Here is a 14,644-nt window from a genome sequence, read left to right as displayed (position 1 = left end):
ATTATGCCGAGCTCGAAACCGCTGATGACCGCATCATCCGGCCCCATCCCCGACAGCGTCGAATCCGCGCTCCGCACGCTGGAAACGGAGAGCGGCGGCATCAACGCGCTCGCAGCCGCCTTGCGCGGTCCGCTTGGCGAGACGTTTGCCAAGGCGGTCGACCTGATCCGCAACGCCAAGGGCCGCGTCATCGTCACCGGACTCGGAAAATCCGGCCATATGGGGCGCAAGATCGCGGCGACGCTGGCCTCGACCGGCACGCCCGCCTTCTTCGTGCACGCCGCCGAGGCCGGCCATGGCGACCTCGGCATGATCACAGCGGACGACGTCATCATGGCGCTGTCCTGGTCCGGCGAGCAGCCGGAGATGAAGAACCTCGTGAACTATTCGGCGCGCTTCGCGATTCCCATGATCGCGGTGACCTCGAACGCTTCGTCGTCGCTGGGACAAGCCGCCGACATCGTGATCGAGCTGCCGAAGGCGCGCGAGGCCTGTCCGCACAACCTGGCGCCGACCACGTCGACGCTGATGCAGGCGGCGATCGGCGATGCGCTCGCGATCGCGCTGCTCGAAAGTCGCGGCTTCACCGCGCTCGAGTTCGCGCATTTCCACCCCGGCGGCAAGCTGGGTGCGATGCTGAAATTCGTCCGCGACTACATGCGTACCGGCGCGGAAATCCCGGTCAAGCCTGAGGGCACCGAGATGTCGGACGCCGTCGTCGAGATGTCGGCCAAGGGCCTCGGCTGCGTCTGCATCGTCAACGACGCGGGCGAGGCCGTCGGCATCATCACCGACGGCGATTTGCGGCGCAACATGCGGCCCGACCTGCTGACGGCATCGGTCGACGACATCATGACCAAGCAGCCGAAAACGGTGCCGCCCTCGATGCTCGCGACCGAAATGATCGAGGTGCTGAACACCCGCAAGATCACGACGCTGGTCGTGACCGAGGCGGGCAAGGTGGTCGGCATCGTGCATCTGCACGATCTGCTGCGGGCAGGCGTCGCGTAGGGCGCGCACCCCTCCGTCATTGCGAGCGCAGCGAAGCAATCCAGAGTCTTTCCGCGGAGGGATTCTGGATTGCTTCGCTGCGCTCGCAATGACGGCGGAGAGAATTATACCGGAAACCGCGCCGCGGTCTCCTCCAGCGGCAACCGCAGCCCGTTCGCCAGATACGACACCGTGCGATAGAAGCCGCACAGCAGCATGAGCTCCAGGATCTGTGCCTCGTCATAATGCGCTGACAGCGCGGCAAACTCGGCGTCGTCAAGCGTCGCACGGGCGTGCAGCGCGTCGACCGCCGCAATCAGCGCCTGCTCGGCCGGTGACCAACATGACGATGCAGCATCGCCTTGCACGGTGGCGCGGACCTCTTCCTCGCTGAGCCGCGCTGGCCCGGCAAAGATCGCGACATGCACGCCCCATTCATATTCGCACTTGTTCAACGCACAGGTGCGATCGATGACGATCTCGCGCTGGCGCAGCGACAGCGGGCCGGGATCGAGCAGGCCGCCGGCGCGAAACTTGTCCCAGGCGCGGCTGTGCCCCGCCATCACCCGGAACAGCACCAGCGGCGGCGCGCCGCGCATGATGCGGTCGAACTGCGCCTGGATCTCCGGGGGATAGGGCGGGGTGAGCGGCGCAATGCGCGGCGAAGTCTGAGGCGTGGCGGAAGACATGGGGCACTTCCATTGCTACTATTATCATAGCATTACGCTACACTATTTGTAGCATCACGCAAGGGACCGCCGATGGCGAAACAGGCCGACTCAAAGACACACAGCGTCCGTGGCTCCCGCACCGGACGGCCGATCATGGCGCTGCTGGATCTGCTCGGCCGGCGCTGGAGCCTGCGAATATTGTGGGAATTGCGCGGCGAGCCCCTCACCTCCCGCGCGCTGCGCACCGCCTGCGACGAGGCCTCGCCCACGGTACTGCAAGCGCGGCTCACCGAGCTGCGCGAGGCCGGGTTCGTCGAGCTTGGCGAGGCAGGAGGTTATGGGCTGACGCCGCTCGGGCGGGACTTGTGCGAGATGGTCATGCCGCTGCACCGGTTTGCGGAGCGGTGGAAGAGGTAGCGCTTCTCCTACCCTCCCCTGGAGGGTGAGAGCGACTACGCCGCCGCGACCGTCAGGTTGGCGCCATCGACCTGCACCACCTTCACCCGCGTTCCGGCGGGCGTGTCGGGGCCCGCCACGCGCCACACGGTGTCGCCGATGCGCACGGTGCCGCTGCCGTCGATGATCGGCTTCTCGAGGGTGAACTCGCGCCCGAGCAAGGCCTCGGTGCGCTTGTTGAGGAACGGGCTGGTGCTGGCATCGAGCTTCGGCCGGGCAAGTCGCCGCCACACCGGCACGGCGGCGGCGGCGAACAGCGCGAACATCACCAGCTGCAGCTGCCAGGACATGGCAACGGCGAACGAGATCAACCCCACTAGCAGCGCTGCGAGCCCGAGCCAGAACAGGAAGACACCGGCGCCAGCACCTCCAGCGCCATCAGGATGAAGCCGAAGATCAGCCAGTTCCAGGTGCCGAGCGATGCGAACATGTCGGTCATGACACGACCTTCTATCATTGGCGCAGGCCCAATCGAAGGGTCATGCGCCGGTGACTATCCCTGCCGCGGCGGCACCGCCGGCGGCGTGCTGCCGGTCGGCGGCACCGAGCCGGAGCGGCGCGCGGCAGCGGCCGCGGAGGCCGCACTCTCCCCGAACGTCGCCTTGGCGATCTCGCCGATGCCGGCGAGCGAACCGAGCATACTCGTGGCTTCCATCGGCAGCATGATGATCTTCTGGTTCGGCGCCTCCGCGAACTGCCCGAACGCCTTGATATATTTATCGGCGATGAAATAGTTCAACGCGGCGACGTCGCCCTTAGCAATGGCTTCGCTCACCATCTGCGTGGCCTTCGCTTCCGCCTCCGCCGAGCGCTCGCGTGCCTCGGCGTCGCGGAACGCGGCTTCCTTGCGGCCTTCGGCCTGCAGGATCTGGCCCTGCTTGGCGCCCTCGGCGCGCAGGATTTCGGACTGGCGCTGGCCTTCGGCGGCGAGAATGTCGGCGCGCTTGACGCGTTCGGCCTTCATCTGCCGTCCCATCGCTTCGACGAGATCGGCCGGCGGCACGATGTCCTTGATCTCGATGCGATTGACCTTCAGGCCCCAGGGCGACACCGCGGCATCGACAACGCGCAGCAGGCGCTCGTTGATCTCGTCGCGATGCGACAGCACCTGGTCGAGATCCATCGCACCCATCACCGAGCGGATGTTGGTCATGGTCAGCACGGTGATGGCCTGCGTCAGGTTGGAAACCTCGTAGCTTGCCTTCGCGGCGTCGAACACCTGGTAGAAGGCAACGCCGTCCACCGTCACCGTGGCGTTGTCCTTGGTGATCACCTCCTGCTCGGGAATGTCGATCACCTGCTCCATCATGTTGATCTTGCGTCCGACGCGATCGAAATAGGGCACGATCAAATTGAGGCCGGGGCTCAGCGTCTGCGTGTATTTGCCGAACCGCTCGATGGTCCAGTCATAGCCCTGCGGCACCGTCTTCACGCCGGCCACCAGCGTGACGATGACCAGCAAGACGAGAACAATCGCGAAAATGTCGAAACCGCTCATATTTCCTCCAAGACAGGAAAAGGCCTTTCCTGCGCTGTCATTGGTCGGGAGCGCAAGCCTATCGGTTCAGCGGTCGCAATTCACGTCGGTATCGGCGCAATTCTGCACAAGGCGTCCAGTCAGGGAATGGCCACGATATGTATTCGCGACAGGCTCTTGAAAGCGCCTCGGCGCAGACCTAGCGGCGATCGTTAAGGATTTCGCTACCGTTCGGCGGCCATGCGGTTCACGTTCCAAGCCAATACGTCGAGCCGATCCGCGCCGAAGAAGATCTCGCCATTCCAGACGAACGTGGGTGTCCCGAATATTCCGGCCGCATAAGCTTCCACCGTCCGTTCCGTCAAGGCATCGCGAACAGCGGGATCACCGGCCCGCTCCACGATGGCGGGATCGCCGCCGGCGCGGGCAACGACCTCCCTCAACACCGCAGGGGCGGAGATGTCGCGCTGCTCGTACCACAGACCATCGAAGATGGCGCTGCGGAAAACCTGCTCGACCGGCCCCGACAGCAGGGACGCGACGCACAATGCGGGAATTTGGTTGGGCCGATTGGGCCACTTCCACGATGGCTTGAGGGGCGCCCCGTAAAACCTGGCCATGCGGCGGATGTCCGCCATCAGGTAGGCGCGCTTGGGAGGGATGAGGGTGTCGACATAGGGCGCCCATGGCTCGCGGCCAGATTGGAGATTGAGGATGACGTCGATGAAGATCGGCCGGCCGACCCATTCAACTCCGGTCGTCAAGCCGAAGTCGGCCTTGCGGACCCTGTAATCCGCGAAATAAGCGTAGGGCGATCTGAAATCATAATAGGTTTCGATCTTGACGGTCATGGCTCACGATTTCCAGCATCCAGAAAGATGACGACAGTCCATATCGGACACTTGCAGCATTCAAGATTTCCGGCCACCGCCAATTCTATTCGATGACGTCGTTGGCGATGGCGAGCAAGGCTGGAGAAAGTGTGACGCCGAGTGACTTCGCCGTCTTGAGGTTGACCGCAAGCTCGAACTTGGTGGGGTTCTGGACCGGCAGGTCGGCGGCCTGCGCTCCCTTCAGAATGCGGTCGACGTAGGAGGCGGCGCGGCGGAGCTGCTCGGTGCTGTCGATGCTGTAGGACATCAACCCACCTTCGTCGACGAAAGTACGGCTCCAAAATACAGCCGGCACGCGCGCCTTCACAATGGTTGCCAAAAGGTGCCCGCGATTGGCCATGGTGAAGAAATCCGGCAGGACGAGCAGCCCATCGACCTTCCGCGAGGCCAGCGCTGCTATGGAGACGGCGTCATTTACCGGCGCGGGCTCCACCGTCACGTGAAGGGTCCGTGCCGCATCCTCGATCGTGCGCAGCATCAGGGGCGCGAACGGCGCGGTGGCGGGATTGTAGACGACGGCAACGTGGGACACTTTCGGCGTGACCTGCGTCAGCATCTCCAGCCATTTGCCGGCCAGTGGACCGTCGTAATCGGTGAAGCCGGTGACGTTGCCGCCGGGATGCGCGAGGTTTTCGACAAAGCCCTGGCTGACGGGATCGGTGACGACGGCGAACACGATCGGGATCGTCGTGGTGCGCCGGCGCAGCTCCTCGACCGAGGGCGTGCCGACCGCGAGCAGGATGTCGGGCTTGAGCGCGATCAACTCGTCGGCAAGCTGCGCGATCCGGACGCGGTCGCCGCCACCGCTCCGCCAGTCGATCTTGAGGTTGTCGCGCTCCTTCCAGCCGAGGCCGGCGAGCGCCTCGACCAGGACCATGCTGCGCGTCTGGCCGATCGCGTCATCGGCAGCCGTGACCGAGAGCACGCCGAGCCGGCGCGTCGCATTCGGCTGCTGCGCCAGTGCCGCGGCCGGCAACGCCGCAATCATCCCAAGCGTCAGGAGCTCGCGACGGTTCACGAAATTATATCCAGCCCTGGAGCTCGCGCAGCACCAGGGTGCGGATCACGTCCATGCCGGGCTGGCTGTCGTTGAGGCAGGGAATGGCGGAAAACTGCTCGCCGCCATTGTGCTTGAAGATCTCGGCATTCTCCTGCGCGATCTCCTCCAACGTCTCCAGGCAGTCGGCGGAAAAGCCCGGCGTCACCACCGCGATGCGGCGCACGCCCCCCTTCGCGAGCCGCTCCATGGTCTTGTCGGTATAGGGTTGGAGCCACTCGGCATTGCCGAAACGCGACTGGAAGGTCAGCAGCAGCTTGGTCTCGTCCATCCCGAGCCGGCGGCGCAGCGCCGCCGTGGTGGCGATGCAGTGCTGCTGATAGGGATCGCCCTTCTCGACATAGGACTTCGGCATGCCATGGAAGGACGCCACGATCAGCTCGGGCGCGAACGGCAGGCTCGCCAGATGCGTCTCGATCGAGCTCGCGAGCGCCTCGATATAGGCCGCATCCTCATAATAAGGCGGCGTCACCCGCAGCGTCGGCTGGTTGCGCAGGCGGGCGAGCACGCGGAACACTTCGTCGCAGACGGTCGCCGAGGTCGAGGCGGAGTATTGCGGATAGAGCGGCACGGCGAGGATGCGCTCGCATCCCTTCGCGACCAGCGCATCGATGCCCGACTTGATCGAGGGATTGCCGTAGCGCATCGCCCAATCCACCACGACGTGGGCGCAGTCCGGCAATGCGGCGGCGAGCTTGTCGGCTTGCGACCGCGTGATGGTCTTCAGCGGCGACTCGTTCTTCTCCGTGTTCCAGATCTTCTGGTAGTCGAGCGCCTTGGTGCGGGGGCGGCTGCGCAGGATGATCCCGTTCAGCACGGCTTTCCAGATCAGCCCCTGGTCCTCGATGACGCGGGCGTCACTGAGGAACTCCTTCAGATAGACCCGCACGCCCGGCGCATCGGCCGTGTCGGGTGTTCCGAGATTGATCAGGAGCACGCCGACGCGCGGCAAAGCTGACTGGGCGGCCGGTCTCGCGGCCTCGATGGGGACGACACTGGTCATGGCTCTGTGGGTCGCGCGTTGGTCCGAACTTGTCAAGATGAGGCCGGTTTCGCTAGAGTCGCACCCAGGCTAGGGAAGGACGATGACACTCGCGGAATGGTGCGTCTTTGGAGCGCTGCTGCTCTATCTGTCGACGATCGCCTCGATCAAATGGATCGGGTTTCGCCGCTTCGACAATTCCCGGCCGCGCGACCCTGCCTTCTATGAGGACCCGCTCTCGCAGCGCGCGCTCGGCGCGCACCAGAACGGTATCGAGACCTTCCCGTTCTTCGCCTTCGCGGTGCTGCTCGCCGAATACAGAGATTCGCCGCAGCGGCTGATCGACGAACTTGCGGCCCTCTTCCTCATCGTCCGCCTCGCCTATGTGCTGACCTATCTCGGCAACCGCCCGACGCTGCGCTCGATCCTCTGGACCATCGGCTTTGCGATCAATCTCGGCATCTTCTTCATGCCGGCCTTGAAGCGGCTCTTGCCGGTGTGAGGCGGCATGGTGCTCTTCAACCCGTCGCCCTTCGAGGCTCGCCTTGCGTTGCAAGGCGAGCACCTCAGGATGACGGTGATGGATTGATGCCGTCCCGGATTGCGCTGCGCTCCGTCCTGACTACGCAGCTCTCGTGTCCCGGACGCGGTGCAGCGCGCTTGCGCTGCTCCGCAGAGCCGGACCCAAAAGGCCAAGTTACCACATGGCGAGATGGGCCCCGGCTCTGCAGCGCACCGTCGAAGGGACGCTGCGCTGCGTCCGGGGCACGAGTGTGCCTCAGAAACACGTCGTCCGCTCAGCCGCGATGTAGCCGAACAAGAGACCCGCGCCGAACAGCAGCACGACGCCCGCGGCCGCGAATTCGATGCCGCGCATGAACAGCGCGCCGCCGCCGTCGCGCCCGGCGCTGAGGCGCGCGGCGATGTCCTTGGCGGAGACGGCGACGACCGCGATGGCCGCGACCGTGATCGCGGTGCCGAGCCCCATCAGGAAGGTCGCGGCGATGCCGGCCCAGAACAGGCCCTGGGCGAGCGCGAACACCAGCACCAGGATGGCGCCGGAGCAGGGACGGATGCCGACGGTGAGGATCGCGGCAAAGCCACGCCGCCATCCGCCGGGCCCGGCGAGCTCTCTCGGCGTGGGACCGTGGGAATGGCCGCAATGCTCGTCATGGACGTGGCCATGCCCGTCGGGGGCATGGGTGAGCGCGTGATCCTGGTCGTGGTGATGGTGATCATGATCGTGATGATCGTGGGCGTCATGATGATGGTCATGATGGTGCGGCACGCCGGCGATCGCCGGCACCGGCTGGGCCGCCTGCAGCGCCCGGATGAAGGTGCGGCCCTTGACCCAGACGAGGCGCAGCCCGAACAGCGCGATCAATGCGTAGCTCGCGATCTCGATCGCCCCTTCCGCCTTGCACATGGTCTTGGCGGTCGCATTCAGGACCCAGGCCGAGATGCCGACGATGAGGATCGCCACCAGCGACTGCATCAGCGCCGAGGCAAACGACAACGCGATGCCGCGCCGCGCGGTCTCGCGGTTGGCGACGAGATACGAGGCGATCACCGCCTTGCCGTGGCCGGGGCCGGCGGCGTGGAAGACGCCGTAGGCGAACGAGATGAAAAGCAGCGTCCACACCGCCGAGCCGTCGGATTTCGCGGCGCGGATCGTAGACGACATCTGCCGATAGAATTCCGACTGCTTTGCCAGCAGCCAGCCGATGATGCCGCTGGCTTCGGGCTCGGCAGTCGGCGCCGGGCGAGGCGCACCAAACGGATTCTGCGCGAGGACATCGTGAAGCGCGGCATCGGCCACGCTGATTGCCAGCAGGACGGCGGCGCAGGCAAGCAGCCCGCGCGCGAGCGGAGACTGAAGACGACCAATCAAGGGCAATCCACCGTGATCTTGTTGGCGAACATCATGCCGAAATTGGTGTTCTCGCCGCTCATGAAGGTCTGCTCGTTGAGCTTCTGCGCGCTCGCGGTGCCGTCGCTGGGACGGTCCAGCTTCATCTGGCAGCCGGCGGGCGCGCTGACCAGCTTGACCGGGCTTTCCTTGGCCATCTGGAAATCGATGAAGAAGGAGCGGTCGAACACTTCGAGCACCAGCTGCTTGGGCTTGACCGGGTTCTTCAGCGGCAGCGTGAAGTGCAGGGTCAGGACCGTATCCTTGTAGTCGAGGAAGTAGTCGATCGGCTCCTGGAATCGCTCCTTCTTGCCGTCGGCTCGCGCGAAGGTGAAGTAGGCATATTCCTTCAGCGACTCGACATTGGTCTGCGCCAGCGGCCCGAGCTCCTCGCGCGTATAGGCCCCCTTGGTCTTGCTCTCGAGCCCCTGCACCGCATAGGCCGAAAACATGTCATCGAAGGTCCATGCATGGCGGACGCCGGTAATCGAGCCGTCCTCGGCGTAGAGCAGCTCGCTGGTCGCGGTGATCCAGACGTGCGGATGCGCGTTCGCCGCACCCGCCGCGAGCGTGAGGCCTGCGACGAACAGCAGGCCGAAAAGTGCGCGCATACCCATCAGGCTGCCTTGGCGGCATCGAGCAGGCCGCGCCGGCGCAGTAGCGCGTCGGGCTCGGGCGGCCGCCCGCGGAAGGCCTCATAGGCGGCTTCCGGATCGACCGATCCGCCCGAGGCGTAGATGTCATCGTGCAGGCGCTTGGCGACGGCGGGATCGAAGATGTCGCCGGCCTCCTCGAACGCGCCGAAGGCGTCGGCGTCCATCACCTCCGACCACATGTAGCTGTAATAGCCGGCGGCATAATGGTCGCCGGTGAAGATGTGACCGAACTGCGTGGGGCGGTGACGCAGCGCGATCTCCTCGGGCATGCCGATCTTCTCCAGCTCCTGCTTTTCGAAAGCGCGGACGTCCTGCGCGGCGGCGGCCGGCTGGGTGTGGAACTCGAGATCGACCAGGGCCGAGGAGACGAACTCGACCGTGGCAAAGCCCTGGTTGAATTTTCGCGCGGCCAGGAAGCGCTGCAGCAGGTCGTCCGGCAGCGGCTCGCCGGTCTGGTAGTGACGGGCGAACTTCTGCAGCACCTCGGGCCGTTCCTGCCAGTGCTCGTAGAGCTGCGACGGCAGCTCTACGAAGTCGGTGAACACGGAGGTGCCCGACAGCGACGGGTAGGTCACGTTGGATAGCATGCCGTGCAGGCCGTGGCCGAACTCGTGGAACAGGGTGCGGGCATCGTCGGGCGACAGCAGGCAGGGCTCGCCATCGGCGCCCTTGGCGAAGTTGCAGATGTTGAGGACGAGCGGCGCGACGTCGCCATCGAGCTTCTGCTGGTCGCGCAGCGAGGTCATCCAGGCGCCGGAACGCTTCGACGGGCGGGCGAAGTAGTCACCGTAGAACAGCGCCTTGTGCTTGCCGTCCCCGCCCTTCATCTCCCAGACCCGGACGTCGGGATGCCACACTGGGACGTCCTTGCGCTCCTCGAAGGTGACGCCGAACAGGCGCGTGGCGCAGTCGAAGGCGGCGGCGATCATGTTGTCGAGCGACAGATACGGCTTGATCGCGGCATCGTCGAAATTGGCGCGCTGAAGGCGCAGCTTCTCGGCGTAGAAGCGCCAATCCCAGGGGGCGAGCTTGAAGTTGCCGCCCTCCGCCGTGATCAGGGTCTGCATCTCGTCACGGTCGGCAAGCGCCCGGGCGCGCGCCGGTTTCCAGACCCGCTCCAGGAGACTCCGCACCGCATCCGGCGTCTTGGCCATGGAATCCTCGAGCCGGTAGGCGGCGTAGGTCGGATAGCCCAGCAGGTTCGCGCTCTCCTCGCGCAGCTTCAGGACCTCGACGATGGTTTGATTGTTGTCGTTGGCATTGCCGTTGTCGCCGCGGGCGATGAAGGCCTTGTAGACCTTCTCGCGGAGGTCGCGCCGGGCCGAGCTCTTCAGGAACTGTTCGACCGAGGAACGCGACAGCGTAACGATGGCCTTGCCTGCCATGCCGCGTTCTTCCGCCGCAGCCTTGGCGGCGGCGACGAAGCTCTCCGGCAGGCCCTGGCGGTCGGCCTCGCCAAGCTCCATGACCCAGTCCTGCTCGTCGCCGAGCAGATGATGGCTGAAGCCGGTGCCGAGCTGGGCGAGCTTCTCGTTGATCTCGGCCATCCGGGTCTTGGCCTCCTCGGAGAGGCCGGCGCCGGCGCGGTGGAAGCGGGTATAGGTGCGCTCCAGGAGGCGGAGCTGCTCGGACGAAAGACCGAGATTGGCGCGGTTCTCATGCAGCTGGGCGATGCGGCCAAACAGCACGGCATTCATCATGATCGGATTCCAGTGCCGCGCCATCCGCAAGGAGACCTCCTTGTCGATCTCCAGGATGGCCGGATTGGAATGCGCCGAGACGAGGTCGTAGAACACGGCCGCGACCTTGCTCAGCAGCTTGCCGGAGCGCTCCAGCGCCGTGACGGTGTTGGCGAAGTCGGGCGCAGCCGGATCGTTGGTGATGGCCGCGATCTCGGCGGAGTGGTCGGCGAAGGCCTGCTCGAAGGCCGGGAGGAAGTGCTCCGGCTTGATCTCGTCGAAGGGCGGGGTCGCAAACGGCGTCACCCAGGCCTTCAGCAGCGGATTGGCCTCGGAGGCCGTAATTTGGCGGGGTTCTGACATCGCACGTCCCGATTTTCATGGCTCGATTGTTGCGGTCAGCTATAGCACGCGATGGGGCTTTTTTGGGCCATTTGGCCTTGCTCCCGGCCGCCTTTTCGGGGAGATTGCGGCCCTCGACAGACCACGGACCCCTCAAGCTCATGAACGCGCCTTCCTCGTCTTCCCGCCGGATCGTCTGGCCAAGCGTCATCACCGTCATCAGCGCCGCCATCCTGATCGGTGCCGAAGTGTTTGGCGCGGCGTTCGCCGGCGGCTGGGCGCTCGCGATCCTGATCGGGCTCGGCGACCAGGGCACACACATCCTGCAAGCGGTGCTGTTCGCACTCGGCGTGCTGGTGATGACGGCGTTCATCCGCGGAGCCCAACGCGTCGAGCCCTTCACGAAGCGCGGCTGACGCATCTGGCGCGAGAGCGCGCGCGCTGCCACAGAAAGCTTAACACCCGTTCATCTTCCGCGTCGCGCGCGCAACACTGCGCAAGCAGATGTTAGGCAATTCTGTTCGCAGCCTAAAAAAATTCTTGCGAAGCCGAGTCAAAACACTTATGTGCGGACTTGCCCAATTTCGCACGTGCCTGTGGTCGTGTGTCAGTCGGTAGGTATCCGGACAAGAGGCCGGACAGCCGCCAAGGGGTGAAGAAGCCGAGGGGCTCTTCGGAAGTGCGGAAGTCGGAAGGCTCCTAGCCGGAAGACGAAAGCAAACCCGGAGCGTCCAGCATCTCTCTCAAGAGGTGCCTTGTCGAAGGTGACTTCGCTCTTTGCAACCGTGACTGGCAGCCGGAGGCGAACCGGCGCACCCCGCTCTCAACGGGGGACGCGACTTAAAGCAACGACGGATCGGGCTTTTTTGGTCTCTACCGGCAGTCCAACGCCGGCGCGGGCTACTGAAAAGGCTTGTCCTTCATTGCCAGGTGTGCGGGCGGGAACACTCCCAACCAATCCACGGCAGCACAGTCTGGTTTGAGTCTTTTGGCTTCGTCGCGCCTCCATCGCGCGATCCGGCCAGAGCACTCTTATCCGACGTCATGTTTTGAACGGGCCCGTCGCTGGGCCGTTTGGGAGAGTGCCATGACCGAACGAATCCAGGAATTCCTGCGCAACCGCCGCAAGAATGGCCTCGACACCGAGCCGTGCCTCGTCGTCGACCTCGAGGTCGTGCGCGACAATTATCAGAGCTTCGCCAAGGCGCTGCCCGACAGCCGCGTGTTCTATGCCGTCAAGGCGAACCCGGCGCCGGAAGTGCTGGCCCTGCTCGCCTCCATGGGCTCCTGCTTCGACACCGCGACGGTTGCCGAGATCGAGATGGCGCTGGCCGCGGGTGCGACGCCCGACCGCATCTCTTTCGGCAACACGATCAAGAAGGAGCGCGACATCGCGCGCGCCTTCGCGCTCGGCATCCGGCTGTTCGCGGTCGATTGCGCCGCCGAGGTCGAGAAGGTCGCCCGTGCCGCTCCCGGCGCGAAGGTGTTCTGCCGCATCCTCTATGACTGCGCCGGCGCCGAATGGCCGCTGTCGCGCAAGTTCGGCTGCGACCCGGAAATGGCCGTCGAGGTGCTCGACGCCGCCAAGCGTCTGGGCCTGGAGCCGTGCGGCATCTCGTTCCATGTCGGCTCGCAGCAGCGCAAGGTGAAGGCGTGGGACCGCGCGCTGGCGATGGCCTCGCAGGTGTTTCGCGACTGCGCCGAGCGCGGCATCAACCTGACCATGGTCAACATGGGCGGCGGCTTCCCGACCAAGTACCTGAAGGACGTGCCGCCGGTCGTGACCTACGGCCGCTCGATCTTCCGCGCGCTGCGCAAGCACTTCGGCAACCAGATCCCGGAGACCATCATCGAGCCGGGCCGCGGCATGGTGGGCAATGCCGGCATCATCGAATCCGAGGTCGTGCTCATCTCGAAGAAGAGCGACGAGGACGAGGTGCGCTGGGTGTATCTCGACATCGGCAAGTTCGGCGGTCTCGCCGAGACCATGGATGAGTCGATCCGCTACGCCATCCGCACCCGTCACGACGGCGCGGACATGACGCCGTGCGTGCTCGCTGGGCCCACCTGCGACAGCGCCGACGTGCTGTACGAGAAGAACCCGTATCCGCTCCCGGTCACGCTCGAGATCGGCGACAAGGTTCTGATCGAAGGCACCGGGGCCTATACGTCGACCTACTCGTCGGTGGCCTTCAATGGCATCCCGCCGCTGAAGACGTATCACATCTGATTTGCCACATCTGATCCGCCTCTCTTTCGAGGCCTGACCAACCCGGGAGCCGGCTTGCCGGCTCCTTACCCAACATCCCGATTTCTGACGACGCCTTGAACAGGCGTGCTTCGCGCACGTCGGTTCAAACGGGGACTGACGCGCCATGACTGCTTTTCGGAAGCCACAGATCGCCCTCACCTCGAAAGCCGCTCCGTTCGCAATCCGTGCGGAGCGTGCTGCCGACGTCGCGATGCGTGAGGCGCTGCTTGATGCCAGCTTTGGCGAGGACCGCCATGGCCGCACCTGCCAGCGCCTGCGCGACGGACGCGCACCTGCCGCAGGCCTGGCCCTGTCGGCTGTGCGCGAGGGCAAGCTCGTGGGAACCGTGCGGCTGTGGCACGTCAGCGCCGGAGGCAGGCCCGCTTTGGTCCTCGGACCGCTGGCGGTCGACCCTGCCTGCCGCGAGCTCGGGATCGGCGCCGCGCTGATGCATCAAGCGCTGGCCGCCGCCCGGGCGCGCGGGCATGAAGCCGTTATCCTGCTCGGCGATGCCCCCTATTACGCCCGCTTCGGCTTCTCGGCGGAGAAGACGACTGAGCTCGCGCTGCCTGGCCCGTTCGAGCGCGACCGCCTGCTGGCGATCGAGTTCGCCGACGGTGCGCTGAATGGTGCCGAGGGGATGATCGTCCCGACCGGCGCGACCCTGCCCAAACGGAGGTCGGTTCGCGCACCTGTGGCGCACGCGGCCTAAGGGATCGCCTTCGTCGCGAAAACCCAAGCCGCGTTAAGCGGTAACGCCCGGCCGCGCCTGCGTCCCGCCCGTTCCTTTGGGGTTGCGCAGGCGCCGGAAACGCCCTTTAACCCCACGAAATTCCCCCTTCCCTCGAGGCCCACGACCATGCCCCGTCGTCTGATCTCCACCGGCTCTCCGCTCGAGAAGACCGTCGGCTATAGCCGCGCCGTGATCGACGGCGATTTCGCCTTCGTCGCGGGAACCACCGGCTATGACTACAGCACGATGACGATGCCGGCCGACGTCACGAGCCAGTCACGCAACTGCTTCAAGACCATCGAAGCCGCCCTGAAGGAAGGCGGTTTCGAGATGGCCGATATCGTCCGTGCGACCTACTACGTCACTGACCCGAGCTACATCGATGCCCACTTCGCCGTCTGCGGCGAGGTTCTCGGCGACATCAGGCCGGCCGCGACCTTGCTGGTCGTCAGCGCCCTCGCCAAGACCGAGATGAAGGTCGAGATCGAAGTCACCGCCAAGCGCCGCAGCGTCTGATAAGCGCCGCAGCGCCTGATCCACCCACCCTT

15 protein-coding genes and 1 pseudogene are annotated in these 14,644 nt (G+C 65.2%); 7 read left to right on the top strand and 9 right to left on the bottom strand.

Translation table 11 applies throughout. The features are described 5' to 3' along the window. The first annotated feature begins 3 nt into the window (after positions 1-3). On the top strand, positions 4-1,011 hold the full coding sequence (locus UNPA324_RS26935) for a KpsF/GutQ family sugar-phosphate isomerase (RefSeq protein ID WP_141936795.1): 1,008 nt from the start codon (positions 4-6) through the stop codon (positions 1,009-1,011). 104 nt (positions 1,012-1,115) lie between these two features. Here the strand turns inward: UNPA324_RS26935 and UNPA324_RS26930 are convergent, their stop codons facing one another. Further along, positions 1,116-1,679: a carboxymuconolactone decarboxylase family protein gene (locus UNPA324_RS26930; protein ID WP_141936792.1), complete on the bottom strand. Its 564-nt coding sequence runs from the start codon at positions 1,677-1,679 to the stop codon at positions 1,116-1,118. Between the two features lie 72 nt (positions 1,680-1,751). On the opposite strand from UNPA324_RS26930, the gene UNPA324_RS26925 reads away from it, so the two are divergent. After that, complete coding sequence (locus tag UNPA324_RS26925) at positions 1,752-2,078, top strand: winged helix-turn-helix transcriptional regulator (protein WP_141936790.1); 327 nt, start codon at positions 1,752-1,754, stop codon at positions 2,076-2,078. 35 nt (positions 2,079-2,113) lie between these two features. Here UNPA324_RS26925 and UNPA324_RS26920 read toward each other — a convergent pair. From UNPA324_RS26920 to hemH, 5 genes and pseudogenes are all read right to left on the bottom strand, one after another. Beyond that, a pseudogene (locus UNPA324_RS26920) lies at positions 2,114-2,556 on the bottom strand (NfeD family protein). A 54-nt stretch (positions 2,557-2,610) separates the two neighbouring features. Next, positions 2,611-3,615, bottom strand: coding sequence for an SPFH domain-containing protein (locus tag UNPA324_RS26915; protein ID WP_128921698.1), 1,005 nt, complete (start codon positions 3,613-3,615; stop codon positions 2,611-2,613). 203 nt (positions 3,616-3,818) lie between these two features. Then, positions 3,819-4,445, bottom strand: a complete 627-nt coding sequence (locus UNPA324_RS26910; RefSeq protein ID WP_141936788.1) for a 2-hydroxychromene-2-carboxylate isomerase — start codon at positions 4,443-4,445, stop codon at positions 3,819-3,821. An 85-nt stretch (positions 4,446-4,530) separates the two neighbouring features. Beyond that, positions 4,531-5,505 (bottom strand): ABC transporter substrate-binding protein, encoded by a 975-nt coding sequence (locus UNPA324_RS26905; RefSeq protein WP_181769528.1) that lies wholly within the window; start codon positions 5,503-5,505, stop codon positions 4,531-4,533. A 4-nt stretch (positions 5,506-5,509) separates the two neighbouring features. Further along, the gene (gene hemH / locus UNPA324_RS26900; protein ID WP_128921700.1) at positions 5,510-6,547 is read right to left on the bottom strand and encodes a ferrochelatase; all 1,038 of its coding nucleotides are present in this window, start codon (positions 6,545-6,547) and stop codon (positions 5,510-5,512) included. 82 nt (positions 6,548-6,629) lie between these two features. Between hemH and UNPA324_RS26895 the strand changes: the two genes are divergently transcribed. Then, positions 6,630-7,028, top strand: coding sequence for an MAPEG family protein (locus tag UNPA324_RS26895; protein WP_128921701.1), 399 nt, complete (start codon positions 6,630-6,632; stop codon positions 7,026-7,028). Positions 7,029-7,304: 276 nt separating this feature from the next. On the opposite strand, the gene UNPA324_RS26885 is transcribed toward UNPA324_RS26895, so the two are convergent. From UNPA324_RS26885 to UNPA324_RS26875, 3 genes are read right to left on the bottom strand one after another with little or no spacing between them, the layout of a single operon-like run. Further along, on the bottom strand, positions 7,305-8,423 hold the full coding sequence (locus UNPA324_RS26885) for a nickel/cobalt transporter (RefSeq protein ID WP_128921702.1): 1,119 nt from the start codon (positions 8,421-8,423) through the stop codon (positions 7,305-7,307). Further along, complete coding sequence (locus UNPA324_RS26880) at positions 8,414-9,052, bottom strand: DUF1007 family protein (protein ID WP_141936786.1); 639 nt, start codon at positions 9,050-9,052, stop codon at positions 8,414-8,416. The genes UNPA324_RS26885 and UNPA324_RS26880 overlap by 10 nt, the downstream gene beginning before the upstream one ends. Next, positions 9,052-11,133 (bottom strand): M3 family metallopeptidase, encoded by a 2,082-nt coding sequence (locus UNPA324_RS26875; protein WP_128921704.1) that lies wholly within the window; start codon positions 11,131-11,133, stop codon positions 9,052-9,054. The genes UNPA324_RS26880 and UNPA324_RS26875 overlap by 1 nt, the downstream gene beginning before the upstream one ends. Positions 11,134-11,273: 140 nt before the next feature. Between UNPA324_RS26875 and UNPA324_RS26870 the strand changes: the two genes are divergently transcribed. From UNPA324_RS26870 to UNPA324_RS26850, 4 genes are all read left to right on the top strand, one after another. After that, a complete protein-coding gene (locus UNPA324_RS26870) occupies positions 11,274-11,528 on the top strand; it encodes a hypothetical protein (RefSeq protein ID WP_128921705.1) in 255 nt (84 codons plus the stop codon). A 671-nt stretch (positions 11,529-12,199) separates the two neighbouring features. Then, a complete protein-coding gene (locus UNPA324_RS26860; protein ID WP_128921706.1) occupies positions 12,200-13,342 on the top strand; it encodes a type III PLP-dependent enzyme in 1,143 nt (380 codons plus the stop codon). A gap of 145 nt (positions 13,343-13,487) precedes the next feature. Continuing rightward, on the top strand, positions 13,488-14,075 hold the full coding sequence (locus tag UNPA324_RS26855) for a GNAT family N-acetyltransferase (RefSeq protein ID WP_141936784.1): 588 nt from the start codon (positions 13,488-13,490) through the stop codon (positions 14,073-14,075). 147 nt (positions 14,076-14,222) lie between these two features. After that, positions 14,223-14,612 carry a RidA family protein gene (locus UNPA324_RS26850; RefSeq protein ID WP_128921708.1) on the top strand — a complete coding sequence of 130 codons (390 nt, stop codon included), beginning with the start codon at positions 14,223-14,225 and terminating at the stop codon, positions 14,610-14,612. Positions 14,613-14,644: the final 32 nt, after the last annotated feature.

The organism is Bradyrhizobium sp. UNPA324, from assembly GCF_006658635.1.
In the GTDB taxonomy this organism is placed as follows: Bacteria; Pseudomonadota; Alphaproteobacteria; order Rhizobiales; family Xanthobacteraceae; genus Bradyrhizobium; species Bradyrhizobium nanningense.
Note: the sequence above shows the minus strand (reverse complement) of the source record. Positions and strands in the feature narration are given on the sequence as shown.

Excerpts from the sequence above, each read along its gene's own strand:
- UNPA324_RS26935 (WP_141936795.1), top strand. The coding sequence starts at position 4 with ATGCCGAGCTCGAAACCGCTGATGACCGCATCATCCGGCCCCATCCCC.
- UNPA324_RS26930 (WP_141936792.1), bottom strand. The coding sequence starts at position 1,679 with ATGTCTTCCGCCACGCCTCAGACTTCGCCGCGCATTGCGCCGCTCACC.
- UNPA324_RS26925 (WP_141936790.1), top strand. The coding sequence starts at position 1,752 with ATGGCGAAACAGGCCGACTCAAAGACACACAGCGTCCGTGGCTCCCGC.
- UNPA324_RS26915 (WP_128921698.1), bottom strand. The coding sequence starts at position 3,615 with ATGAGCGGTTTCGACATTTTCGCGATTGTTCTCGTCTTGCTGGTCATC.
- UNPA324_RS26910 (WP_141936788.1), bottom strand. The coding sequence starts at position 4,445 with ATGACCGTCAAGATCGAAACCTATTATGATTTCAGATCGCCCTACGCT.
- hemH (WP_128921700.1), bottom strand. The coding sequence starts at position 6,547 with ATGACCAGTGTCGTCCCCATCGAGGCCGCGAGACCGGCCGCCCAGTCA.
- UNPA324_RS26895 (WP_128921701.1), top strand. The coding sequence starts at position 6,630 with ATGACACTCGCGGAATGGTGCGTCTTTGGAGCGCTGCTGCTCTATCTG.
- UNPA324_RS26880 (WP_141936786.1), bottom strand. The coding sequence starts at position 9,052 with ATGGGTATGCGCGCACTTTTCGGCCTGCTGTTCGTCGCAGGCCTCACG.
- UNPA324_RS26875 (WP_128921704.1), bottom strand. The coding sequence starts at position 11,133 with ATGTCAGAACCCCGCCAAATTACGGCCTCCGAGGCCAATCCGCTGCTG.
- UNPA324_RS26870 (WP_128921705.1), top strand. The coding sequence starts at position 11,274 with ATGAACGCGCCTTCCTCGTCTTCCCGCCGGATCGTCTGGCCAAGCGTC.
- UNPA324_RS26860 (WP_128921706.1), top strand. The coding sequence starts at position 12,200 with ATGACCGAACGAATCCAGGAATTCCTGCGCAACCGCCGCAAGAATGGC.
- UNPA324_RS26855 (WP_141936784.1), top strand. The coding sequence starts at position 13,488 with ATGACTGCTTTTCGGAAGCCACAGATCGCCCTCACCTCGAAAGCCGCT.
- UNPA324_RS26850 (WP_128921708.1), top strand. The coding sequence starts at position 14,223 with ATGCCCCGTCGTCTGATCTCCACCGGCTCTCCGCTCGAGAAGACCGTC.